Origin of the sequence: Ideonella margarita, assembly GCF_038066635.1 — a bacterium.
Taxonomy (GTDB): Bacteria; Pseudomonadota; Gammaproteobacteria; order Burkholderiales; family Burkholderiaceae_C; genus Ideonella; species Ideonella margarita.
This window is the reverse complement of record NZ_JBBUTI010000001.1, coordinates 245736-269070: the sequence shown is the minus strand read 5'-3', so window position 1 is coordinate 269070 and position 23335 is coordinate 245736. Positions and strand designations below refer to the sequence as shown.

General features: G+C 67.2%; 16 protein-coding genes. 8 read left to right on the top strand and 8 right to left on the bottom strand.

From position 1 onward, the window contains the following. Window positions 1-9: 9 nt before the first annotated feature. From AACH00_RS01235 to AACH00_RS01205, 7 genes are all read right to left on the bottom strand, one after another. On the bottom strand, window positions 10-1053 hold the full coding sequence (locus AACH00_RS01235; RefSeq protein WP_341397116.1) for a GGDEF domain-containing protein: 1044 nt from the start codon (window positions 1051-1053) through the stop codon (window positions 10-12). Continuing rightward, window positions 1028-7231 (bottom strand): hybrid sensor histidine kinase/response regulator, encoded by a 6204-nt coding sequence (locus AACH00_RS01230; RefSeq protein WP_341397115.1) that lies wholly within the window; start codon window positions 7229-7231, stop codon window positions 1028-1030. The genes AACH00_RS01235 and AACH00_RS01230 overlap by 26 nt, the downstream gene beginning before the upstream one ends. A 46-nt stretch (window positions 7232-7277) precedes the next feature. Further along, a complete protein-coding gene (locus tag AACH00_RS01225) occupies window positions 7278-9653 on the bottom strand; it encodes a methyl-accepting chemotaxis protein (RefSeq protein ID WP_341397114.1) in 2376 nt (791 codons plus the stop codon). Window positions 9654-9703: 50 nt separating this feature from the next. Continuing rightward, window positions 9704-10222: a chemotaxis protein CheW gene (locus AACH00_RS01220; protein WP_341397113.1), complete on the bottom strand. Its 519-nt coding sequence runs from the start codon at window positions 10220-10222 to the stop codon at window positions 9704-9706. Between the two features lie 18 nt (window positions 10223-10240). Beyond that, the gene (locus AACH00_RS01215; RefSeq protein WP_341397112.1) at window positions 10241-10609 is read right to left on the bottom strand and encodes a response regulator; all 369 of its coding nucleotides are present in this window, start codon (window positions 10607-10609) and stop codon (window positions 10241-10243) included. 68 nt (window positions 10610-10677) lie between these two features. Then, window positions 10678-11085 carry a response regulator gene (locus AACH00_RS01210; RefSeq protein WP_423221874.1) on the bottom strand — a complete coding sequence of 136 codons (408 nt, stop codon included), beginning with the start codon at window positions 11083-11085 and terminating at the stop codon, window positions 10678-10680. 67 nt (window positions 11086-11152) lie between these two features. Next, on the bottom strand, window positions 11153-11305 hold the full coding sequence (locus tag AACH00_RS01205) for a rubredoxin (protein ID WP_341397462.1): 153 nt from the start codon (window positions 11303-11305) through the stop codon (window positions 11153-11155). 182 nt (window positions 11306-11487) lie between these two features. Here AACH00_RS01205 and thiD point away from each other — a divergent pair, with 182 nt between their 5' ends. From thiD to mpl, 4 genes are read left to right on the top strand one after another with little or no spacing between them, the layout of a single operon-like run. After that, window positions 11488-12447: a bifunctional hydroxymethylpyrimidine kinase/phosphomethylpyrimidine kinase gene (thiD, locus tag AACH00_RS01200; RefSeq protein ID WP_341397111.1), complete on the top strand. Its 960-nt coding sequence runs from the start codon at window positions 11488-11490 to the stop codon at window positions 12445-12447. Continuing rightward, a complete protein-coding gene (gene hemL, locus AACH00_RS01195; RefSeq protein WP_341397110.1) occupies window positions 12404-13765 on the top strand; it encodes a glutamate-1-semialdehyde 2,1-aminomutase in 1362 nt (453 codons plus the stop codon). The genes thiD and hemL overlap by 44 nt, the downstream gene beginning before the upstream one ends. Next, window positions 13762-14601, top strand: coding sequence for a D-hexose-6-phosphate mutarotase (locus AACH00_RS01190; protein WP_341397109.1), 840 nt, complete (start codon window positions 13762-13764; stop codon window positions 14599-14601). Before hemL ends, AACH00_RS01190 begins: the two co-directional genes overlap by 4 nt. Before the next feature lie 45 nt (window positions 14602-14646). Then, window positions 14647-16005, top strand: coding sequence for a UDP-N-acetylmuramate:L-alanyl-gamma-D-glutamyl-meso-diaminopimelate ligase (mpl, locus tag AACH00_RS01185; RefSeq protein WP_341397108.1), 1359 nt, complete (start codon window positions 14647-14649; stop codon window positions 16003-16005). Window positions 16006-16099: 94 nt separating this feature from the next. Here the strand turns inward: mpl and AACH00_RS01180 are convergent, their stop codons facing one another. After that, the gene (locus tag AACH00_RS01180; protein WP_341397107.1) at window positions 16100-18784 is read right to left on the bottom strand and encodes a zinc-dependent metalloprotease; all 2685 of its coding nucleotides are present in this window, start codon (window positions 18782-18784) and stop codon (window positions 16100-16102) included. 197 nt (window positions 18785-18981) lie between these two features. Here AACH00_RS01180 and AACH00_RS01175 point away from each other — a divergent pair, with 197 nt between their 5' ends. From AACH00_RS01175 to AACH00_RS01160, 4 genes are read left to right on the top strand one after another with little or no spacing between them, the layout of a single operon-like run. Further along, entirely contained in the window at window positions 18982-19626 is a 645-nt protein-coding gene (locus AACH00_RS01175) for a YqiA/YcfP family alpha/beta fold hydrolase (RefSeq protein WP_341397106.1), read from the top strand. Next, window positions 19617-20357, top strand: a complete 741-nt coding sequence (gene fabG, locus AACH00_RS01170; RefSeq protein WP_341397105.1) for a 3-oxoacyl-[acyl-carrier-protein] reductase — start codon at window positions 19617-19619, stop codon at window positions 20355-20357. The genes AACH00_RS01175 and fabG overlap by 10 nt, the downstream gene beginning before the upstream one ends. 40 nt (window positions 20358-20397) lie before the next feature. Next, window positions 20398-22428 carry a ribonuclease catalytic domain-containing protein gene (locus AACH00_RS01165; protein ID WP_341397104.1) on the top strand — a complete coding sequence of 677 codons (2031 nt, stop codon included), beginning with the start codon at window positions 20398-20400 and terminating at the stop codon, window positions 22426-22428. A gap of 21 nt (window positions 22429-22449) precedes the next feature. Then, window positions 22450-23331, top strand: coding sequence for an energy transducer TonB family protein (locus tag AACH00_RS01160; protein ID WP_341397103.1), 882 nt, complete (start codon window positions 22450-22452; stop codon window positions 23329-23331). Window positions 23332-23335: the final 4 nt, after the last annotated feature.

Genomic DNA, 23335 nt, shown 5'->3' with positions numbered 1-23335 from the left:
GCAAAGCCCTCAGAACAGCTCGACGTCGCTGTCGGGCTTGTCTTCTTCCAGGTCGCCGTCGCGCAGCAGCGTGGCGTGGTGGCGCACCTGGTCGCGGCCATTGCGCTTGGCGAAATACACCGCCTTGTCGGCCCGCTCCACCGCGGCCGAAGGCGTGTCACCCGGGCGCACATCGGTGAAGCCGATGCTCACGGTCAGCTGCTGCACCTGCGGAAACGGGAATTGGCGCACGGCCTCGCGTAAGCGTTGCAGGGCCGACATGGCGCCCACCTCCTCCGGGCAGCGCAGCAGCACCACGAACTCTTCGCCGCCAAAACGGTAAAGCTGGTCATAGAAGCGGAAGCACTGGCGCATCACGCGCGAGAGCAACAGCAGCACTTCGTCCCCGATGAGGTGCCCGAAGCGGTCGTTCACGCTCTTGAAATGGTCAATGTCGAGCAACGCCAGCCACCAGCCGCCTGTGTGGGTGTCCTGTCGCCGCTCGGTGCCGTCATCATCACTGGCCTTGGGCAGCGCCGAGGCCTTGTAAAACGATTCGTCGAAGCTCTTGCGGTTGAACAAGCCGGTGAGCGAATCACGCTCGCTGTAGTCGATCAGGCCCTGCACATGGCGCCAGACCCGCATGAACTTCATCAACTGCTCCAGCGTCTGGGCATCGAGTGCGGGGGCTCCGCACAGCTCGAGCACGCCCTGAGGCGCGTGGTCGCCGGGCAATGGCAGCAGCAGGGCCGGGGACGGGTGCTGGGCGTAATGCGGCTCGGCCACGCTGGCGCAGCGGGCCCAGTCAGGCCGATCGCCCTGGGTGGGCAAGGCACGCCAGTCCATCCACAAGGGCACGGCGTCGGGCGTCTGCCCTGCCGTGGTCTGCCGGAAGGTGGTCAGCCAGCGCAGATCAGCCTCGTCACCAGACAGCCGGTGCAGATGCGCCTGATCAACCGCCAGCCAGCGGGCCAGCACGGCCACCAGTTGCTGGTCGAGCAGGTCGCGGTCGCGCAGCCCGGTCAGGGCTGCGACACCGTCCAGGATGTCAAACGGCGACTGGGGCGCCTGCATAGTCGCGGACCAGCATCAACAGCTGGTCTTCGTCGTACGGCTTGCCGAGGTAATGCTGAACACCGAGCTCGGTCGCGTGATCACGGTGCTTCTGCGCGATGCGCGACGTGATCATCACCACCGGCAGGTCGGCCAGACGCGGGTCGTTGCGCAGGTTGCGCACCAGGTCGAAGCCGTCCATGCGGGGCATTTCGATGTCGCACAACATCACGGCCGGGCGCTCGTCGCTCAGACGATCCAGCGCATCCAGACCGTCCTTCGCCAGCACCACCCGGTAGCCTTCGCGCACCAGCAGGCGCTGGGTCACGCGACGCACCGTCAGGGAATCGTCGACCACCATCACCAGCGGCGCCACCGCTTCGGCCGGGGCCGTCGCCTCCTGTGCATCCGTCGGCAGTTCGGGCAAGCCACTGGCCAGCTGGGCCAGCAGCTGGTCGCGCACGGCCTGGCCGTACACGGCCGCCAGTGCCACCGGGTTGTAGATCAGCACGGTCTGGCCGGAAGGCATCAGCGACATGCCGGCCAGGCCTGGCAGGCGCGACAGCTGCGGGCCCAGGTTCTTCACAACCACTTCCTGGTTGCCCAGCACCTGACCCACGTGCACGGCCACGTACTGCGCCGCGCTTCGCACGATCAGGACCTGTGCGGTGCGGCCTTCGACGGCACCCCGCAGACCCTGCTGCAGCAGGCTGCCCAGCCAGAAGAACGGGATGTCGCGGTCGCCATGGCGAAGCGCGCCGGTGCGGTAAGCCTGGTCGACCTCGGCCACCGGCACGCGACGCACCAGCTCGATCAGGGTCGACGGCAGCGCCGTCATCTGCGTGCCGCACATCACCGGCACGACCTGCGTCACGGCGGTGGTCAGCGGCAGCACCATCTTGAACGAGGTGCCGCGGCCACTGCCGCTGGCGGTCTCGATGCGACCGCCCATGCCGGTCACTTCAGCACGCACAACGTCCATGCCCACGCCACGGCCGGCCAGCTCGGTCACCTTGTCGGCGGTCGAGAAGCCCGGCGTGAAGATCAGACCCGCCAGATCGGCTTCGGTCGGACGAGCGTCGTCGTCCAGCAGGCCCATCTGACGGGCACGCTCGGCGATGCGCGACAGATCGAGGCCACCGCCATCGTCACGCACCTCGATCTGCACTTCGTTGCCGCTTTGCTGCAGCAAGACGTCGATGGTGCCGGCAGCGTCCTTGCCGGTGGCTTCGCGCAGGCCCGGGGCTTCGATGCCGTGGGCCACGGCGTTGCGCAGCAGGTGCTCGAAGGCCGGTGCCATGCGGTCCAGCACGCTTCGGTCGAGTTCGATGCTGCCGCCACTCAGGTTCAGGCGAACCTGCTTGCCACTGTCCTTGGCGGACTGGCGCACCACGCGGTACAGGCGATCGGACAGAGTATCGAACTCCACCATCCGGGCGCGCAGCAGGTCGTCCTGCAGGTCGCGGGTCAGACGGGTCTGCACGGCCAGCTGGTCTTCCGAGGCCTGCAGCGTCTGCGCCAGACCGCGCTGCACGGTGCCCACGTCATTGACCGATTCGGCCAGCATGCGGGTCAACTCCTGCACGCGGGTGAAGCGGTCCATTTCGAGCGGATCGAACGCCTGCTGGGACTGCCGCGCAGCTTCGAGGCGCGTGGCCATCTGCGTTTCAGCCTGCAGCTCCAGGTCACGCAGCTGGCGGCGCAGACGCTCCAGGTTGTCCGTCAGGTCGCGCAGGCCCAGCTGCATCTGGCCGAGTTCGCTGCCGATTCGAGCGCGGGCAATGCCCACCTCGCCGGCGTGGCTGACCAGGCGATCGAGCAGGGTGCCACGCACCCGCACGCTGGCGCCGCTGCCGGCATCCTGCGTGAAGGCCGGCGCAGCCGTGGCAGCCGTCGAGCCATCGCCCACCAGCAGGGACCAGTCCAGCGGGGTCCGATCGACCACGGTGCCGGGCGCCACAGCGGCGGTGGCAACGGCGGCTTGCGGCGCCGAGGCTGCCTCGGCAGGCGCGGCCACATGGGCGTCGGCGGCGGTGACCAAGGCGGCCGGAATGGCCGCCAATGCCGGCATCACATCGCTGGCCAAAGGTGCGGACTGGCTCAGCACCTGACCAAGTGCAGCCAGCGCATCAGGCGCTGCCGAGCTGCCGTCCTGCACCGCTTCACCGCGGCGCAGGCGATCAAATTCATCCACCAGCGTGTCGGCGCCCGCTTGCAGGCGGGCCAGCAACACGGCGTCGGCGTGGCCACGGCTGGCCACCTGCTCGACCGCCGTTTCAAGTCGGTGAGCCATCTCGCCGAGGCGCATCGCGCCGGCCAGACGGGCACCGCCCTTGAGCGTGTGCAAGGCACGCATCACCATCACGCCCGAGCCCATGTCGGCCGGGGTCTGCTCCCACAGACGCAGGTGTTCGGCCAGCGTCGGCAAGAGCTCCTGGCCTTCTTCCTTGAAGAACTCAAACAGCTCAGGGTCGATCGCGTCAGCGACGTCGATGTCGTCACCCAGGCCTTCCAGCGACGCCACATTGCGGCGCAGCTGCGGCGCGGCAACCACCGGCGCCTCCTCGGTCAGCGCGGAGTAACTCAGGCCGCCCAGCTGGGTGGCCTGCATCTCGGCGTGCTCGGACGGCAAGTCGTCGCTGCCGGCTTCTTCAGACGACAGCACCTGCTCATCGCCTTCGGCCGGCAGGTCATCGGCTTGCAGGGCTTCCGGTTCCACGGCGTGGTTGCTGACCAGCGTCAGCGCCGCAGGGTGGCTGACCTGCTGCGACTCCTGCGCTTCGTGCTCGTCGAAGCGGGCCGTCAACTCTTCCGGTACCGCCTTGAGGAACCCGGCGGCGAACTGGTGCAGCAGGCGGCGGATCTCGTCAGCGGCGTCAAGGAACAACTGCGCTTCGGCAGGCTCACCAACACCCCGGCCGCGTGAGCGCTCCAGCGCATGCTCCAGCCGACGGGCCAGGCCGGAGAGTGCCGTGTAGCCGACAGCGGCCGAGTTGCCCGCCAGCGAGTGTGCGAGGGCCAGCGCGGTCTCGCTCACCGGACGGTCCAGCTCCAGCTGCCACTCGGACAGCTCGACACACAGGCGTCGCGACTGCTCGTCGGCTTCGTTCAGATAGATGTTGAACAGGGCAATGGAAATCCGCAGCGGACCCACCACCTTGTACCGCTCGGCATCGACCTCATCGGGCGACATGCCTTCCGGGATTTCAGCCACGGGGTCCACGTCCAGGTCGAGTTCAACGTCGATCTGCGGCGCGCGCAATTCAGGCGGCACCACCTCGGTGGTGGGGGCCCAGTCGCTGGCCTCATTGGAGGCCTCCGCAGCCAGCGCGTCGGGCTCAGCCACCTCGTCCGCGGCCTCGGTCGGCAGCGCATCGAGCACCGGCAAAGCGGCTTCGGTGACAGACTCAGCGGGTGCGGCGGCAGCTTCGGCGGTCGGTGCTTCCGCAACCGCTTCCACCGGCTGTTCCTCAACGGCGTCCACCGATTCAACAGCGGAGGCTTCCAGCGCTTCACCGGCAGCAGCCTCGCCAAGATCCAGCGACGGCAAGTCCAGCGATGGCAGATCGAGCGCCGACAAGCGGCCCGGCACCGCCTCGAACGCGGATGCGTCGAGGTCAGCGGTTTCGATGTTGTCCTGGACCTCGAGGCCCTCGGTCAACGCCGGCAAGGCAAAACCTGCGACGTCCAGATCCAGGACGGACTCAGCGGCTGGCACCTCGGGCACCACGTCCAGCTCAGGCGGCAACTCCGGCTGCGACTCCGACTCCAGTGCGAACACCGGCGCCTTGCGCAGCGCATCGGCGCGCGCCATCAAGTCATCCGGGCGAATGGCCGCATCAGCGTCCACTTCCAGTGCGTCCACCCAACCGGCCATCGTGGCCAGGGCCTCAGCCGTGAACTCGCGCGTCGGCGCATCGGCACGCGCCTGGGCATCTGCCAGACGGGCATTGAAGAGCTGCTCGCATGCCCACGCGCCTTCACCAAAGGCCTTGAGCCCGACCATGCGGGAGCTGCCCTTGAGCGTGTGGAAGGCGCGGCGCACGGCCGTCAGCGCACCCAGGTCGCTGTCATCGGCCTGCAGGGCCTGCACGGCCTCGGCGGCCTGGCCAAACACTTCGCGCGCTTCCTCAAAGAAGATCTCGCGCATGTCTGCGTCATCGTCCAGCGGCGCATGGGCGCTGTCTGGCGGCGGTGCCGGCCGCGCGGCGTCGGCAAAGTCGTTCAGGGCCTGCGTGGCATCGGCGCGGGCCATTTCGCGCTCGTCGTCGTTGTCAGCGGCCTCGATGGCGCGGCGCGCCTGCGCCGCGGTTTCCGCCAGCGAGGGCAGATCAGCCGCCATCGCCTGGTGGCTCAGGTCTTCCAGCGTGCGGCTCAGATCGGCCGAGGAAATATCTTCGTCGGTGGCGGTCTGCATCAGGCCGGCCACTTGCTCGGCCAGCTGTGCATCAGCGGCATCGGCCGCCGTGGCCGTGCGGGCGCGGCCCATCACTGCGGCGAAACGGCCGGTGGCGGCATCAAACTGGAAGAGCGACTTGGCCAGCTGCGGCTGCACGCCCAGCATGTCGATCAGGAAGGACAGGGCACCGACGTTGTCGGCCAGGCGGCCCGCCAGGGCCTGTGCCTGGTCGGGTGCCGTCATCGCGGCGTCGACGTCTTCGCGCATGCGGGCCAGGGCTTGCGTGGCCTGGTCCAGGCCCAGCACCGACATCACACCGCGCATCGCGGACAGCTGCCCCGGCACCGGGATCAGCAATTCATGTTCTTCAGGGTTGCGGCTGAAGCGGTCCATCTGCGCTTCAACTTCGGCCAGCGAAGAGCGCAGCTCCTGCACCACGCTGCCCATGGCCTGGCGGTCAGACACATCGCGGTACAGCGCTTCCACCCACGGCTCGACAGGCTCGGACGGACGGCCCGCGGCCACCACATCCAGGCGCTGGGCCAGCCGGACGATGCGGCGTTGCATGTCGGGCTGCTCTAGATCGATCTCGTCGAGCGAGGCGTCAATGCACAGCAGGCAGGTGGCCACTTCCATGGCCAGCGGCGCGCTCGGAGCGGCGTCGCCGCACGAAGCCACGGCCGCCGTCAGCGAGGTGGCCAGTGTCTGGCCACTGCTGTAGAGCTGGCGAACCGAATCGGCGACCAGCGCGGCTTGTTCGTTCAGGCCGGTCTGGGCTCCGTATTCGCCGGCGGTCAGCGCCGACCAGGTGTCTTTCAGCGCACCCACACGGCGTCGCGCCACCGGCAGCAAAGCCGGATCAAAACGGCCCAGCGAAGCGGCATTGACGTCGACCGCATGAGCAGCCTGCAGACCATGCTCGTCCCAGACCTTGCCCAGGCGCGGCGCCACGTCGTCGTCACGTCGGGCGCGGGCGCAGTAGAACAGCAGGTCTTGCAGCAGGCGCTCCGGGCACTCGGTCTGGCCGCGCTCGGCCGCACGCAGCAGGGCCAGCAGGCGCGAGGCCATGCGCTTGGTGTACAGATCGGTTGCCAGCAGGCCCTGGGCCTGGGCTTCAAAAAACGCGGCCGCGAGTTGCCAAGGCAAGGTCAGCTCGCCCGCGGTGGCTTGCGCCAGCGTGTGGAAGCGTTCGCCCATGACACCCGCCGCGGCCGGGCTGCCGGTACGGAAATAGTCGAGCAGCTTGCGCTCGATGGAGCCACGCACGCGGGTATCCGCCACGACGGCCACGCGGCTGCCCGTCACGGCGGCGCCGGCATGACGCACCGGAGGCGCGTCCCACAGGTCGGCCGGGTGCACGCGCTCGGCGCCCGCCAGCGCCAGCACGTCACGGTATTGCGGGAACAGCGCCAGCGCAGGCACGGGCTGGCCGGCCAGCATGCGGCGCAGGTAATCCAGCAAGGCGAACGACGCACGCTCCAGCGTGGCGACCACGTCGTGGTCGACCGCCAACGTGCCGTTGGAGAGCCGCTGCACCGTCTGCTCGCTGGCCCGCAGGAAGCGCGCGGCTGCCGGCAGACCGATCATGTCCAGGGCACCAACACCCTGGTGAATCAGGTGCCGGGCCTGCAACAAGGCCGTCGGCGCCCCACCTTCGAAATCCAGCGGGCGGGAGTCGCTCTCGCGCAGCTGGCGGCGCAAGGACTTGTGCGCCGTTTCGAGCGTGCGGCGCAGCTCGTCGTTTACCCAAGCCAATGCGCTCAGATCTCCCGGCCCTTCGTGGTCGCGGTCTTGGTCCATGGTGATGCCGGAAAGAGGTTTCAGTGGAGCGTGAACAGCGCTGAGGTCAGACGATCTTGAACCGTTCAACCGACTGGCGCAACTCGTCAGCCGTACGCGACAGGTCATGCACCATCTGGGCCGTCGAGCGCGTGCCCTCTCCGGTCTGTTCGGTCACCGCAAAAATGTGCTGGATGTTGGCAGCCACCACGTTGGCGGAGACCGCCTCGCGGCGTGCTTCAGCCGAAATCTCTTCAATCAGGTTCGACAGGTCGCGCGTCACACGGTCAATGTCGTTCAGCGCAGTACCTGCCGCGTCAGACAGCGTGGCGTTCTGCACCACACCCTGCGTGGAGTTTTCCATGGCGGCCACGGCGTCCTGGGTGTCGGTCTGAATGGTCTTCACCAGGGCCGCGATCTGACGGGTTGCATCGCCGGAGCGTTCAGCCAGTCGCTGCACTTCTTCCGCCACCACCGAGAAGCCTCGGCCTGCTTCACCTGCCGAGGCCGCCTGGATGGCGGCGTTCAGGGCCAGCACGTTGGTCTGTTCGGTAATGTCGGAAATCAGCTCGGTGATTTCGCCAATCTCCTGGGACGATTCACCCAGTCGCTTGATTCGCTTCGACGTTTCCTGGATCTGCTCGCGCAGCGCGTTCATGCCGTCGATCGTGTCGGCCACGGCCTGACGACCCGTCGATGCAGCCGTCAGCGATTGACGTGCCACCTCGGCGGTCTGCTGGGCTTGTGCCGACACCTCGTTGATTCGGCTCGCCATCTGCAGCACCGACTCACCGGTTTCGCGAATCTCGCGCAGCTGCTCGGAAGACGCTGCCAGCAGTTCGGTGGACGTGGATTCCACCTGCTGCGTGGTCGAGGTCACCCGCTCAGCCGTGCCCTGCACCTGGGCCACCAGCGAACGCAGCTCTTCCACCGTGTAGTTCACCGAGTCGGCGATGGCGCCGGTGATGTCTTCCGTCACCGTCGCCTGTTGTGTCAAGTCACCTTCAGCGACCGACTGCAGCTCATTCATCAATCGCAGAATGGCGGCCTGGTTGGCGTCATTCACGCGCTTGGCGTCACGCTCCTGCTCTTCAGCCGCCAGACGCTGGCCTTCAGCCTGCTGTGCACGCAGCGCCTGGTTGCGCACATACAGGCGCAGGAAGCCGGCACCACCGGCCACGATGGCCAAGGCACCCAGCAGCAAGGCGATGACGTAGGGCAGCGTCAGGCCGCCCTCGCCTTCCAGCGCGCTCTGCACGGTTTCCAGGCCCTTGCGCAGCGGTTCCGAGTCAGCCACGATGGCCGACTGGGCTTCACGCGCAGACACCAGACCTTGCAGATTGCCCAGAATGGCGCTGGCCTGGTTGCGGGTCTGTTCGTACTGGCCGATCAGCTGCTCCAGACGCTCGCGGGTCTGCGGGTCCTTCGTGCCGGGCAGGCGCAGCTCGGCATTGCCCTTGAGCAGGCCGTCAGCGATTTCGCGGAACGAGTTCAAGTCCTTGCCCAGCAGGAACACGGCCTCGGGGCTCACGCCTTCCAGCGTCAGGAATTCGTTGGCGCTCTTGCCGATACGCTGCGTCAGCATCACGAGCTGACCCACCGCCGACAGCTCAGCCGGCGAGGCACCGGTCTGCAGCTTGAGCGACGACACGGTTTCAGCGGTTTCCAGCAGGTCCGACGACTGGCGGTTGATCAGGCGCAGGGCCTGACCGACCTGGGTCAGCGTGGTCTGCTGGGCCAGCACGATGCCGGCGTTCTTTTCAGCGCGGTCGACCAGGGGCAGCAGCGGCTCCAGCGGGTCTTGCACCGAAGCAGGCACGGCCGACAGCTGGTCGTTGCCGGTGGCCAGACCGCGCAGGTTGCGCGCCAGCACTTCGCCGCTCTCGCGCACTTCCGGGAAGGCTGCGGGGCTGCCGATCAAGGCCTGCGATACCGACTTCGCCAGACGTTGCGACTGCATCAGCGCCTGACCGGTCGCGGTCAGCTGGCCGGCCTGCTTGCTGCCTGCGTTCAGCGCGAGGAAGCCGGTCAGCAGGAACACGGCAGCACCGCCACCGAGCAGGCCCACCAGCAGACGCTGCTGCAGCAGCACCGGGCGCTTGCCGATCAGCGGCAGGCCGGTGGATTCTTCGCCAAACGTGGAAGGCTCAGCCAGGCGCGACAGGGCCGCGTGGTTGGCATCACCGTCATCCAGCTGACGATCGTCCAGGGCGTCCAGCGGCGCTGCGGCGGTCGTCAGGTCCTGGGCGTCGAGGTGGACGGCACTGGGCTCGCCCTCGCTCTGGGAAGCCAGGCGCTGGTCGATCTCGCTGAGCAGCAAGTCCACTTCAGGGTCGTCCGACTTGGCTTCGGTGGCGGTGGCATCGGATGCGACCGAAGTGGCTTGCGCCGGCTCATCTGCCGGGCCGCCGAACTTGTTCTTGAACTGATCGAGCAGACTCATTTCTTCCTCTCAGGGCTGCCGTTGGTCACGGCATCGATGGACGGCAGGGATCACGCCGCCAAATCCAGAAACAGGGGATCCGACACCAGACGAGCCAGATCAAGCTCGTCCCAACGGCGTCCGCGCTCATCGCGCCAGGCTTGCTTGGCGTAGGCCGGCCGAGGCAGACCATCGTCAGGCATCCGGGTGAGCTGGCTCGTGTCACGCAAGCCAGCCAGTCGGTCAATCATCAAGGCGGCGTTCACGCGCAGCGACGTGTTCAACACCACCAGCTGCGCACCCGGGCGCGGCGCCGCAGCGGCACGCAGTCGCAGGAACACAGCCAGGTCAATCACGGCGTCGAGCTGGCCACGCACATTGGCCACGCCAGCCAGCCAGGCGGCCGAATGCGGCACCGGGGTGAGGTCTTTCACCGCCTGGATTTCACCGGCCTGCCCGAGGGGCAGCAGCAAACCTGCTGAGCCACACTCCACGGCCAGCCAACCGGCGTCGCGCGGCTGCTCACGAGCCGCCTGCAAGCGCGTCGCCAGGCGGGTCTGCAATTCGCGCAGTGCTTCTTTGTTGGCCATGTCGGCTGCCCTTTCGAATCAGCCGAGGGCAGCGATCTTGGCCATCAGGTCTTCAGCGGACACCGGCTTGACGACGTAGTCCTTCGCGCCCTGGCGCATGCCCCAGACGCGGTCGGTTTCCTGATTCTTGCTGGTGCACATGATCACCGGCACGCCCGCGTAACGCGGATCACGGGTGATGGTGCGGGTCAGCTGGAAGCCATTCGTGCCGGGCATCACCACGTCCATCAGGATCAGGTCGGGCTTGAGCTCGGCCAGGCGGCGCAGCGCCTCTTCACCGCTTTCGGCGGTGCGCACGGCAAAGCCGCGCTTGGTCAGCATTTCGGTCAGGACATGCAATTCCGTCTTGGAATCGTCAACGAGCAGGATGTTGTGGATGGAGGACATGAGAAACCCCTTCGGGTCAGATCAAAACCAGATGTGCGCAGCCGCGACAGCCGCGGGCGCGCAGGGACTCAGGCGGAGGTGGCGCAGAACTGCGCCACAGCCTTCAGGAGCTGGTCCTTGGTGAACGGCTTGGTGAGGTAGTCGTCGGAGCCGACCATCCGGCCCCGGGCCTTGTCGAAGACGCCGTCCTTGGACGACAGCATCACCACGGGCACATCGGCGAAGCGCGGGTTGCGCTTGATGATGGCGCAGGTCTGGTAACCATCAAGCCGCGGCATGAGGATGTCGCAGAAGATGATCTGGGGATCGTGGTCGTTGACCTTGGCGAGGGCGTCGAAGCCGTCTTCGGCCAGCACCACCTCGTAGCCACCCTGGCGCAGGAAAATCTCCGCACTGCGGCGGATGGTGTTGCTGTCATCAATGACCAACACCCGGGTCGGCGATGCCGACACTTGCTTCAGACCATCAGCGGTCACACTGCGCTCCCACAACGTTGCACGTCCTCAAGTGACTGGCGAGCCCGCGTCATGCTTCGCGCGGGCTTCAAATCTGAACCATCTCGAAATCTTCCTTGCGGGCTGCACATTCAGGGCAGGTCCAGTTCATGGGCACATCAGCCCATGCGGTGCCGGGTGGAATGCCATGCTCGGGGTCGCCAGCGGCCTCGTCATAGATCCATCCACAGATGAGGCACATCCAGGTTCGGTTTTCGCTCACGGGTTCGATGCCAGATCACTACAATCGGCTCAGAGTATAGCGACGGCCCCTCTGCAAAAGCCAAGGGTTTGTCGGCACATACACAACACAGTTTCGAGAATGACCCAAGTCCCAGGCCGGCCCGTTCGCCCCTCCTGAACTCCCCCTCAAGCCAGGCCCCCATGACCACTCTCACCCAACCCGACGACGGCGCCGTGCCGGACCCCATGCAGGAGATTCCTGCACCGGCCTGCGTGATGAGCTTCAACGCCAGCGATCCCAGCGGCGCCACCGGGCTGGGCGGCGACATCGCCACCATCGCCGCGATGGGCGCGCATGCGTTACCCGTTGTTACCACGATCGTCATGCGCGACACCGCCGAGGTGTTCGATCAGCACGTGATCGAGAGTGACCCGGTGGTGGAGCAGGCCCGCAGCATCCTGGAAGACGTCACCATCGGCGGCTTCAAGGTCGGCTTCCTGGGCTCGGCCGAGAACGTCAGCGCAGTGGCCGAGGTGCTGTCCGATTACGCCGAAGTGCCGATGGTGGCCTACCTGCCCAACCTGTCCTGGATGGACGAGGACGAGCAGCAGGCCTATGTCGACGCCTTCCGCGAACTGATCCTGCCGGCCTGCGAGGTGCTGGTCGGCAACCACAAGACACTCACCGATTTCCTGCTGCCCGAATGGGACGCCGAGCGCCCGGCCTCACCGCGTGAGCTGGCGGTGGCCGCGGCCGAGCACGGCGCCAGCTATGTGCTGGTGACGGGCGTGATGCTGCCGATCAAGGGCGCCGGCCAGTTCATCGACAACGTGCTGGCTTCGGCCCAGGGCGCACTCACCGGCGAGAAGTTCGAGCTGTTCGAAGTCTCCTTCGTCGGCGCGGGCGACACGCTGTCGGCGGCGCTGGCCTCGCTGCTGGCGGTCGGCAGTGAAATCCAGGCCGCTGTCGGCGAGGCGCTGCAATTCCTCGACCAGAGCCTGGACGCCGGGTTCCGACCCGGCATGGGCAATGTCGTGCCCGATCGCTTCTTCTGGGCGGTGCCGCCCGAAGAAGGCGACATGCCGCTGGAAGGCGAGCCCGAACTGTCCCCTGACCATGACGACCCCCTGCCTCCCGGAGCCTCGCGCCGTGTCCACTAATCAAGCCCTTTTCGAACGCGCCCAGCTGTCCATTCCCGGTGGCGTGAATTCCCCGGTGCGCGCCTTCCGCGCCGTCGGCGGCACCCCGCGCTTCATCGCCCGCGCTCAAGGCCCCTACATGTGGGACGCCGAGGGCCAGCGCTACATCGACTACATCGGCTCCTGGGGCCCGATGATCCTCGGCCATGGCCACCCGGCCGTGCTCGACGCCGTCATCCGCGCCGCGCATGAAGGCTTCAGCTTCGGCGCCCCCACCGAGCGCGAAGTGGAACTGGCGGAAGAGATCATCCGCAACGTGCCGAGCATCGAGCAGGTGCGCCTGGTCAGCTCCGGTACCGAAGCCGGCATGACGGCCATCCGCCTGGCACGCGGCGCCACCGGCCGCAGCAAGATCATCAAGTTCGAAGGCTGCTACCACGGCCATGCGGACGCACTGCTGGTGAAGGCCGGCTCGGGCCTGGCCACGTTTGGCCACCCGACCAGCGCCGGCGTGCCGCCCGAAGTGGTGCAGCACACCCTGGTGCTCGAGTTCAACAACATCGAGCAGATCGAGGAGACCTTCAAGGCGCAGGGCGGCGACATCGCCTGCGTGATGATCGAGCCGATCGCCGGCAACATGAACTTCGTGCGCGCCAGCGTGCCCTTCGTCAAGCGCATCCGCGAGCTGTGCGACCAGTACGGCGCACTGTTCGTGTTCGACGAGGTGATGACCGGTTTCCGCGTGGCGCTGGGCTCGGCCCAGAGCGTCTATGCCCGCGACATCCCGGGCTTCCAGCCTGACATCTCGGTGTTCGGCAAGGTGATCGGTGGCGGCATGCCGCTGGCCGCCTTCGGCAGCAGCCGCAAGATCATGCAGAACCTTGCGCCGCTCGGCGGCGTCTATCAGGCCGGCACCCTGAGCGGCAACCCGGTGGCCACCGCCTGCGGCCTGGCCACGCTGAAGGAAATCACCAAGCCCGGCTTCTATGAAGCGCTGGGCGCGCGCACCCAGGCGCTGGTGTCCGGTCTCACCGAAGCGGCCAAGGCTGCTGGCGTGCCGTTCGTCGGCGACAGCGAAGGTGGCATGTTCGGCTTCTTCTTCACCAACCATGCCGGTGAAGGCCTGCCGCAGAACTACAACGTCGTGATGGCCACCCAGAAGGAGCGCTTCAACCGCTTCTTCCACGGCATGCTCGACCGCGGCGTGTACCTGGCCCCCGCCCTGTACGAAGCGGGCTTCGTCAGCGCATCGCACACCGAAGCCGACATCGCCGCCACCGTGGCCGCCGCAGCCGACGTGCTGCGCATCGAAGCCGCCAACGCACCGACCACCGCATGAGCGACATCGCCCTGACGTCCTTCCAGGGGCAACCGGCGCTGGCCCTGCGCGCGCCCGACGGTGCCCGCGCCACGGTGCTGCTGCACGGCGCGCACCTGGTCTCGTGGGTGCCCGCCGGCGGCGAGGAACAGCTGTACCTGTCGCCCGATGCCAAGTTCGGCATGGGCACCGCCGTGCGCGGTGGCGTGCCGGTCATCTTCCCGCAGTTCAATGAACGCGGCCCGCTGCCACGCCATGGCCTGGTGCGCAGCCGCAGCTGGGCGCCGGTGGAATCGGTGGTTCGCGCGGGCCACGCCATCGGCGTGCTGCGCTTCACCGACGACATGGCCACCCGCACCCACTGGCCCCACGGCTTCGAGGCGGAGCTGACGGTGAGCCTGGCCGGGCGCAACCTCGACATCGAACTGGCGATCACCAACACCGGTGACACCACCTTCGATTTCACCGCCGCGCTGCACACCTACTTCCATTGCCACGATCTGCTGAAGCTGCAGGTCGAAGGCCTGCAGGGCTGCGACTACGAAGACATGCCCGACGGCCTGCAAGGCCAGCAGTGGGGTGACGTGCTGACCTTCGTCGGCCCGATCGACCGCATCTACAAGATGGTGCGACGCACGCTGACGCTGCGCGAGATCGGTCGACGCACACAGGTCGCCACCAGCGGCTTTGACGACGTGGTGGTGTGGAACCCGGGTGAAGCCGGCGCTGCTGCGCTGAGCGACATGCCCGATGCCGATTGGCAGAACATGCTCTGCGTCGAGGCTGCCACCATCGTCGATCCGGTCCGCCTGGCTCCTGGCCAGGACTGGGCCGGCATGCAAAGCCTGACCGCCTGATCTTGACGGCCACGGGCGCTGACCGCCCGGGCACGGAACCCCGACATGCACATCCATATCCTCGGCATCTGCGGCACCTTCATGGGTGGCGTGGCCGCGCTGGCCCGCGAAGCCGGCCACACCGTCACCGGCTGCGATGCCAATGTCTATCCGCCGATGAGCGATCAGCTGCGGGCGCTGGGCATCGAACTGATCGAAGGCTTTGATCCGGCTCAGGTGAGCCTCAAGCCCGACCTGTTCGTGATCGGCAATGTGGTGTCGCGCGGCAACCCGCTGATGGAAGCCATCCTCGATGCGGGCCTGCCCTACACCAGCGGCCCGCAGTGGCTGGCCGAACACGTGCTGCAGGGCCGGCATGTGCTGGCCGTGGCCGGCACGCACGGCAAGACCACCACCACCTCGATGCTGGCTTGGGTGCTGGAGCATGCGGGCCTGAAGCCGGGCTTCCTGGTGGGCGGCGTGCCGCAGAACTTCGGCATCTCGGCGCGCCTCGGTGAAGGCAGCCCGTTTGTCATCGAGGCCGATGAATACGACACCGCGTTCTTCGACAAGCGCAGCAAGTTCGTGCATTACCGGCCCCGCACCGCGGTGCTGAACAACCTCGAGTTCGACCACGCCGACATCTTTGCCGACCTGGCCGCCATCGAAACCCAGTTCCACCACCTGGTGCGCACCGTGCCGGCCAGTGGCCGCGTCGTCGTGAATGCGCGCGAGGAAGCCCTGCAGCGCGTGTTGAGCCGTGGTTGCTGGAGCGAAGTCAGCCGCTTTGGCAGCCGCAAGGAAGAGTCCGGCAGCCTGCGCGCCCGGGGTGAGCCCGACGCCTTCGACGTGCTGCGCGGCTCGATGAAGGTGGCCCGGGTGGAATGGCACCTGCTCGGTGAGCACAACCAGCTCAATGCCCTGGCCACACTGGCTGCGGCCGAGCATGTGGGCGTATCGCCTGAGGCGGCCGCGGCCGCGCTGGGTGAATTCCAGAACGTGCGTCGCCGGCTGGAGTTGCGTGGCGAAGCCAATGGCGTGAAGGTCTATGACGACTTCGCGCACCACCCCACCGCCATCCACACCACCGTCAACGGCCTGCGCCGCAAGGTGGGCACCGACCGCATCCTCACCGCCTTCGAACCCCGCTCCAACACCATGAAGCTGGGCACGATGAAGGCGCAGCTGCCATGGGCGCTGGAAGAAGCCGACCTGTCGTTCTGCCACGGCGCCAACCTGGGCTGGGACGCGGCCGAAGCCCTGGCCCCGATGGGCGACGCCGCCCGTGTGTGCCCGGACATCGACAGCCTGGTGGCCGCGGTGGTGAAAGCCGCCCGCCCGGGCGACCATGTGCTGTGCATGAGCAACGGCGGCTTTGGTGGCGTGCACGACAAGCTGCTGGCGGCACTGGCAGCGCGTAGCTGACGCTCAAACAGCAAAAAAGGCGCCTGCCCCCAAAAGGACCGGCGCCTGAAAAGCCAGCCTGATAACCCCAGGCCAGCGCTCGCAATCAAATCATTCAGCTTCGGATCATCGAGGCCCGCAGGGCTTCGTTCAGGCTCGACAAGCTTTCGGCGATGTGCGCGCGGCTGTCCACCGACAGGCCGGCGGCACCCGAAGCACGCTTGAGGTCAGCTGCCAGTCGGGTGGCATGCCAGCGCAGCAGGCTGCTCGCGTCGGCCGGCATGCCCGGCGCAGCGCGCACCAGCAAGGCCTGCACGCGCTTCAGGTGCTCACGCTGCAGCGCACGGCGCAGCGGCGAGATTTCGCGGCCACCGTCCAGCTCGCTCCACACCGACTTCTGCAACGTGGCGTACACCTCGTCGAGCGTCAGCACGCCCTTGCGCTGTGCGCTCGGCAGGTAGTTCGGCAACTCCAGCACACGCTGCGCGGTGCCGGCTGACAGCAGGCGGTCAAGCGCCGGGGTCTGCAAGCCGACCACGAGATCAGGCACGCTCACCGGACGGGCACGCTCCCACTCCAGGTAATCCGGGCTCAGGCTGGTCAGGAACTCGGGGCGGAAGTCGAAGCTGTCGCTGGCGAACAGACCGCTGGTCAGGAAGGCCAGCGCCTCACGCTGGCGCGCACTCGACACGGGCTGGTAGGCAGCGCGGCCGGTGGTGCCCGGCAGGTCACGCACGGTGACCATGCCACCCACGTACTTGGCCACCATCTCGGGCAGGTTGCGCAGCTGGCGGAAACCGCTGGCCAGCACGCGGCGGGCACGCAGCGGGTCGTCGCCCAGCTTGGTGCCGCGGGCCTGCACACGCTGCCACAGCTCACGCGAGAGCTGCAGGCGCTTCTGCTGCCATGCCAGCGGGTCATCGCCCAGGTCGAAGCGGTTGGCCAGGGGGTCGATGCTGCCCGTCGGGCCGCCTTCGGCGTCGGCGTCGTCGGCATAAGCCAGCGCCGGCTCGGTGCTGCGGCCGGCGATCTTCTTCAGCTCTGCCGCTTCGTCCTGTGGTGCCAGCGGCTTGTAGGCGTACTCGATCGCCCAGTAGTCATACGCACCCAACGTCGTGTTGTTGGGGGTGCCGCCAGCCTTCTCGCCGCGCAGCGGCAGGTTGTAGGCGTTGTAGTCCATCACCGAGCCGGAAATGCCATTGGCCACGGTGAAGGCCTGGTCACGCAGCTGCTCGCGGGTGATGGTGGTGGACGCCTTGAAGTTGTGCTTGAGGCCGAGCGTGTGACCCACCTCGTGCATGATCGTGTCCTTGATCACGGCATTCACGAAGGCTTCGGCTTCCGGGCTTTCCGGGTCCAGCTCACCGCGCGCTTCAAGCACGTCCATCGCGAAGTGCATCTCGCGGGAAGCCTCGGCGGCGTAGTCGCAATGTGCATCATGCTGGTGGTGGGACTGCGTTCCAGCCTGGCCGGTGGCCGTGCCTTCCTCCACGATCAGGCGGCGCGCGCCACGGCTGAACACATCGCTCATGCCGATGTCGGCGTCCATGATTTCGCCGCTGCGCGGATCGGCCTTGGACGGGCCGATGGCGAAGCCGACGTCGGCGCCCACGAACCAGCGGATAGAGGCGTGGTTGGCGTCCATGTTGTCGAAGTCGGCGTCGTCAGCCTGCTGCTGGGCAACCACCGCATTCTTGTAGCCGATCTTCTCGAACGCCTTGTTCCACTCCGTGATGCCGGCCGTGACGGCGGCGCGGTAACGCACCGGGATGTTGCGGTCGAGCCAGTAGGTGATCGGCTTGACGGGCTCGGACAGCGCCGCTGCCGGGTCCTTCTTTTCAAGGCGCCAGCGCTTCACGAAATGCACGCGCTGGTTCGGCTTCAGGTCACCGCTGAAGTCCACGAAGTCTTCGGTGAAGTGACCCAGGCGCGGGTCGGCCAGGCGGGCGGCCATTGGCTGCTCAGGCAGCTTGGCGAAGCTGTACACCACACCCACGAAGAAGCTGCGGGCATCAGGCACGGTGCGCGGCGGCGGCGGCACGGGCACGGGGCTCGGTGCCAGCGGCGGTGCAGGCAGGCGCGCGGTGTTGAAGTGCAGGCGCGTGGTCAGGGCCGTGATGTCGGCATCGGTGCGCGCGGCTTCGAAGCTGGAGTTGCCCTTGTCGAGGTTGTAGGGAAGGCGGAAGGCGGCTTCCAGACGGGTGCTGTAGCCCATCAGGTCAGCCAGCAGGAAGCTGGCGTCGACCAGCACGCTCTTGCGGTCCGGGTGGGCCGCGCTGGCCACCGGGGCCGACGCCAGCAGGCTGTCAGAGAACGCCTGCTGCACGGTTTGCCGCGACGCAGCATCGGCGCCCGGGCGGAACTCGGTGTTGCGCGCCAGCAGCTGGATGTTGTTGCCCACGCGGCGGAACTCGACCATCCAGGCCGGGCCCATCTGGCTGGCATAGAGGCCACGCTCACCGACCGACTGGCTGATGTTGGCGGTGAACATCAGGGGCTGGTTCAGCAAGGCGGCGGGCACTTCAAGCCAGACCTTGTCGTCCTTGCGCCAGACCGGCACGAAGCCGTCCTGCTGCTTGGCGTCCTTGATGACGTCAGCGAAGGGCTTGGGGGCGGAAGGGTCTGCGGGCTTGGCGGCCGCGCTGGCGGCAGGGCCCGAAGCGGCGGAGGCGGCCGGGGTGGGCGCGGCGCCCGGGGCTGCGGCCTGGCCGGTGGGGCCGGCAGCGCTGCAAGTGCCGGCAAATGCCAGGGAAACGGCCAGCGTCAGGCTGCGCAGCCGGAAATCAACAGCAATGGACATGTCGCGTAAAACAGAAGGCCGATCAGATCCTGACCGGCCGGGTTGGCAAAAAGGGCCTTGTGGGCCGCCGTGCACGAGCTGCACGCCTTCGACCTACTTTCGCGCAGTGCTGCGAAGTGGTCAAGGGTGGTTTGCCTAAGCAAGGGGCATACCGCGCCGGCGGGCCACCCAACAAAGCCGCGCCTACACTGACGGCCATGGCCGCAGCTTCCTCGCCTACTTCGCCTTCGCTCGTCGCGCCGCCGCAGGCGCACGTCACCCACCTGCTCTACCTGCACGGTTTCCGCTCGTCGCCGCTGTCGACCAAGGCGCAGCACGTGGGCCGCTGGCTGGCGCAGCACCGCCCTGATGTGCACGTCTGGTGCCCGCAACTGCCGCCGTCGCCGGCCGAGGCGATGGCCCTGGTACTGAACGGAATCGCACATTGGCCGGTGGCGAACATGGCCGTGGTGGGCAGCTCGCTCGGCGGCTTTTATGCCTCCGTGGTGCACCAGCGCACGGGCTGCCGCGCCGTGTTGCTGAACCCTGCCGTTCAACCCGCGCGTGACCTGGCCCGCCACATCGGCGAGCAGCACACCTGGCAAGACCCGACCCAGGCGTTTTTCTTCCAGCCCGGCTACATCGACGAGTTGCTGGCTCTGTCACCAGCCACCCTCACCGCGCCCGAGCGCTGCGCCGCCGTCATCGCCAAGGGCGACGAGGTGCTCGACTGGCGCGAGATGAACGCGCACTGCCAGGGCGCGCAGGTGTTGCTGCTCGAAGGCAGCGACCACGCCCTGTCGGATTTCGACCAACCGTTTTCCTTCCTGCTCGACTTTCTGCAACTCCAACCATGCGACTGAACCAGAAGATCTGCATCGTCACCGGCGCCGCCCAAGGCATCGGCCTGGCCACTGCCCTGAAGTTCGCCCGTGAAGGCGCCACCGTCATCGTCTGCGACATGCAGCCCGAGGCGGTGAACGCCGCCGTGGCCGCCTGCCGTTCCGCGGGCGCACCAGCGCAGGGCTTTGCCGTCAACGTGACCGACCGCGCCGCCGTGGATGCCATGGTGGCCGAGGTGTTGAACGAACATGGCCGCATCGATGTGCTGGTCAACAACGCCGGCATCACCCGCGACGCCCGCCTGGTGAACATGAGCATCGAGCAGTTCGACGCCGTCATCGACGTGAACCTGCGCGGCGTCTTCCACTGCGCCCAGGCCGTGGCCGGCCCGATGAGCGTGCAAGGCAGCGGCGTCATCCTGAACGCGTCGAGCGTCGTGGGCATCTACGGCAACTTCGGCCAGACCAACTACGCCGCCGCGAAGTTCGGCGTCATCGGCTTCACCAAGACCTGGAGCCGCGAGCTCGGCCCCAAGGGCATCCGCGTCAATGCGGTGGCGCCCGGCTTCGTCGAGACGCCGATCATTGCCACTGTGCCGACCAAGGTCATCGAGCAGATGAAGCAGGACGTGCCGCTGCGCCGCCTGGGTCAGCCCGAAGACATCGCCAACGTGTATGCCTTCCTGGCGAGCGACGAAGCCAGCTACATCAACGGGGCGGTGATCGAAGTCTCGGGTGGCCTGACCGTCTGATCCGACAGGCTGGCAGCGCATCGGCGACAATCGCCGGGTGATGTATGCCCTATTTGATGACGCCGGCAAATTCCTCGCCGGCCGCGTGATGTCCGAGGCCGACAGTTCGATGCAGATCGAGCTGGATTCGGGCAAGCGCGTCAAGGTGAAAAATGCCAACGTGCTGCTGCGCTTTGACAAGCCGCAGCCAGCCGAATTGATGACCACCGCGCAGGCGAAAGCCGGCGAGATCGACCTCGACCTGGCCTGGGAGTTTGCCCCCGAGGGCGAGTTCACCTTCGTCGAATTCGCCCGCGACTATTTCGACGCCAGCGCCGGCATCACGCTGCAGGCGGCCGCCCTGTTCCGCCTGTTTGATGCGCCGCATTACTTCCGCCGCGCAGGCAAGGGCCAGTTCAAGAAGGCCCCGGAAGAGATCGTGAAGGCCGCCCTGCTCGCCATCGAGCGCAAGCAGCAGCAGGCCGCCCAGATCGAAGCCTGGGCCGAGGCCCTGGTGGCTGGCGAGTGCCCGGACAACGTCCGCAACGAGCTCTACAAGATCCTGTTCAAGCCCGACAAGAACGGGCCTGAATACAAGGCGGTGGTGGAAGCGGCCAAGCGCAGCCAGCGTGCACCGCTTGATCTGCTGAAGGACGCTGGCGCCATCAGCAGCCCCTACCAGTTCCATTGGCGCCGCTTCCTGTTTGACCAGTTCCCCAAGGGCACGGGCTTCCCCGCGCTGCAGGCCCCGGTCATCACCGACGAGTTGCCACTGGCGCCCGTGCAGGCCTTCTCGATCGACGATTCGCAGACCACGGAAATCGACGATGCCTTGTCGGTCACCGGCCTGGGCTCGGGCGAGATCGTCTTCGGCGTGCACATCGCCGCGCCCGGCCTGGCCATCCAGCCGGATTCGGCCGTGGACAAGGTCGCGCGCGAACGCCTGTCCACCGTCTACATGCCCGGCTGGAAGCTGACCATGCTGCCCGACGAGGTGGTGCAGGCCTACACGCTGATCGAAGGCCGTGATTGCCCGGCCGTCAGCCTGTATGTGCGCTTCGACGAAGCCACGCTGGCGGTCAAGAGCGTCGAGACCCGCCTGGAGCGGGTGCCGATCGCGGCCAACCTGCGCCACGACCAGCTGGACGACGTCATCACCGCAGCCACATTGACGGGCGAGGCCGTGGCCGAGTACCCGTTTGCGCCCGAGCTGGCCTTCTGCTTCCGCCTGGCGCGGCACCTGAAGTCCGCCCGCGAAGTGGTGCGCGGCAAGCCCGAGAACTTCAACCGCCCGGACTACAACTTCCGCCTCGACGGCAATGAAGGCGAGCCCGAAGGTTCGGAAACCGTGCGCATCACCGAACGCCGCCGTGGTGCGCCGCTCGACCTGATCGTCTCGGAAGCCATGATCCTGGCCAACAGCAGCTGGGGCGGTTGGCTCGGCGAGCTGGGCGTGCCCGGCATCTACCGCAGCCAGGCCAGCCTGGCACCCGGCGTGAAGGTGCGCATGGGCGTGAAGCCGGCACCGCATGCCGGCATGGGCGTGTCGCAGTACACCTGGGCCACGTCGCCGCTGCGCCGTTACGTCGACCTGGTCAACCAGTGGCAGATCATCGCGTGCGCACGGCATGGCGCCACGGCAGCACTGGCCGCGCCGTTCAAGCCGCGTGACGCGATGCTGTTCTCGATCATTTCCAGCTTCGATGCGGCCTACAGCGCCTACAACGGCTTCCAGTCGGGCATCGAACGCTACTGGGCGCTGCGTTGGCTTGAGCAACAGAGTGTGACCGAGCTCGACGCCAGCGTGATGAAGGACGGCCTGGTCCGCACCGACAGCCTGCCGCTGGTATTTCGTGCGCTGGGCTGCGAAAGCTTCGAGCGCAACACGCGCGTCCGGGTACGCATCACGGGCATCGACCTGCTGCAGCTGGAAGTGCACGCCAGCCTGGTGAGCCGTCTGGACGACCCGACAGCGGCCGGTGACGCCGACGAAGGTGATGGCGAAGACGAGTCGGCCGCCGATACAGGCAGCCTGACGCTGGCGATTGATCTGTCGGATTCCGCCGACACCCCGGCTGCCAATCCTTCCTGAGCGCGGCGAGAATCGCGGCCGATGTCGATCTCCACCCTCGTTTCGTGGCGTCCCAGCGTGCTGCAAGCCACGCTGGCGGTGTCCGTGGCCGCGCATGCGCTGTTGATCTCGGTGCGCTTTGTCGACCCCGAGCGCTTCAACCGCATCTTCGAAGACACGCCGCTGGAGGTGATCCTCGTCAACGCGAAGTCGGACGACAAGCCGGTGAAGGCCCAGGCGATCGCCCAGGCCAGCCTGGCCGGGGGCGGTGAGGCCGACCAGGGCCGCGCCACCTCGCCGCTGCCGCCGTCGATGACGTCATTGAACGGTGACTCGCTCGACGACGCCCGTCAGCAGATCCAGCAGATGCAGGACATCCAGCAGCAACTGCTGGCGCAGATCCGGCGCGAGGTGGCCCTGCTGCCGCCGCCCGATCCGTCCAAGCCGCTGATGAGCCGTGAAGAGGCTGAGCGCGAAGAGCGCCGCAAGCTGCTGCTGCGCAACCTGGCCGAGCTGGAAAAGCGCATCAACGAGGAAAACGCGCGGCCGAAGAAGCGCTACATCAGCCCGGCCACGCGGGAAGAGGTCTACGCCGTCTATTACGACAACCTGCGGCGGCGCATCGAAGACCGCGGCACGCGCGACTTCCCTGAATACAAGGGCCAGAAGCTTTACGGCGAGTTGACGATGAACATCACCATCGACAACGCCGGCCACGTGGTGGAAGCCGAGGTGGTGCGCCCGGCCAAGTCGGCGCAACTCAATCGCCGTGCCATCGCCATCGTGCGCGCAGCCGGTCCGTTCGGCCCCTTCAGCAATGACATGCGCCGGCAGGCCGACCAGATCGTGGTCACCTCGCGCTTCCGCTTCACCCGCGACGACGGGCTGGAAACCACCCTCAGCGGCCGCCCCGGAACCCCCTGAATGC

Excerpts from the sequence above, each read along its gene's own strand:
- AACH00_RS01235 (WP_341397116.1), bottom strand. The coding sequence starts at position 1,053 with ATGCAGGCGCCCCAGTCGCCGTTTGACATCCTGGACGGTGTCGCAGCC.
- AACH00_RS01230 (WP_341397115.1), bottom strand. The coding sequence starts at position 7,231 with ATGGACCAAGACCGCGACCACGAAGGGCCGGGAGATCTGAGCGCATTG.
- AACH00_RS01225 (WP_341397114.1), bottom strand. The coding sequence starts at position 9,653 with ATGAGTCTGCTCGATCAGTTCAAGAACAAGTTCGGCGGCCCGGCAGAT.
- AACH00_RS01220 (WP_341397113.1), bottom strand. The coding sequence starts at position 10,222 with ATGGCCAACAAAGAAGCACTGCGCGAATTGCAGACCCGCCTGGCGACG.
- AACH00_RS01215 (WP_341397112.1), bottom strand. The coding sequence starts at position 10,609 with ATGTCCTCCATCCACAACATCCTGCTCGTTGACGATTCCAAGACGGAA.
- AACH00_RS01205 (WP_341397462.1), bottom strand. The coding sequence starts at position 11,305 with ATGTGCCTCATCTGTGGATGGATCTATGACGAGGCCGCTGGCGACCCC.
- thiD (WP_341397111.1), top strand. The coding sequence starts at position 11,488 with ATGACCACTCTCACCCAACCCGACGACGGCGCCGTGCCGGACCCCATG.
- hemL (WP_341397110.1), top strand. The coding sequence starts at position 12,404 with ATGACGACCCCCTGCCTCCCGGAGCCTCGCGCCGTGTCCACTAATCAA.
- AACH00_RS01190 (WP_341397109.1), top strand. The coding sequence starts at position 13,762 with ATGAGCGACATCGCCCTGACGTCCTTCCAGGGGCAACCGGCGCTGGCC.
- mpl (WP_341397108.1), top strand. The coding sequence starts at position 14,647 with ATGCACATCCATATCCTCGGCATCTGCGGCACCTTCATGGGTGGCGTG.
- AACH00_RS01180 (WP_341397107.1), bottom strand. The coding sequence starts at position 18,784 with ATGTCCATTGCTGTTGATTTCCGGCTGCGCAGCCTGACGCTGGCCGTT.
- AACH00_RS01175 (WP_341397106.1), top strand. The coding sequence starts at position 18,982 with ATGGCCGCAGCTTCCTCGCCTACTTCGCCTTCGCTCGTCGCGCCGCCG.
- fabG (WP_341397105.1), top strand. The coding sequence starts at position 19,617 with ATGCGACTGAACCAGAAGATCTGCATCGTCACCGGCGCCGCCCAAGGC.
- AACH00_RS01165 (WP_341397104.1), top strand. The coding sequence starts at position 20,398 with ATGTATGCCCTATTTGATGACGCCGGCAAATTCCTCGCCGGCCGCGTG.
- AACH00_RS01160 (WP_341397103.1), top strand. The coding sequence starts at position 22,450 with ATGTCGATCTCCACCCTCGTTTCGTGGCGTCCCAGCGTGCTGCAAGCC.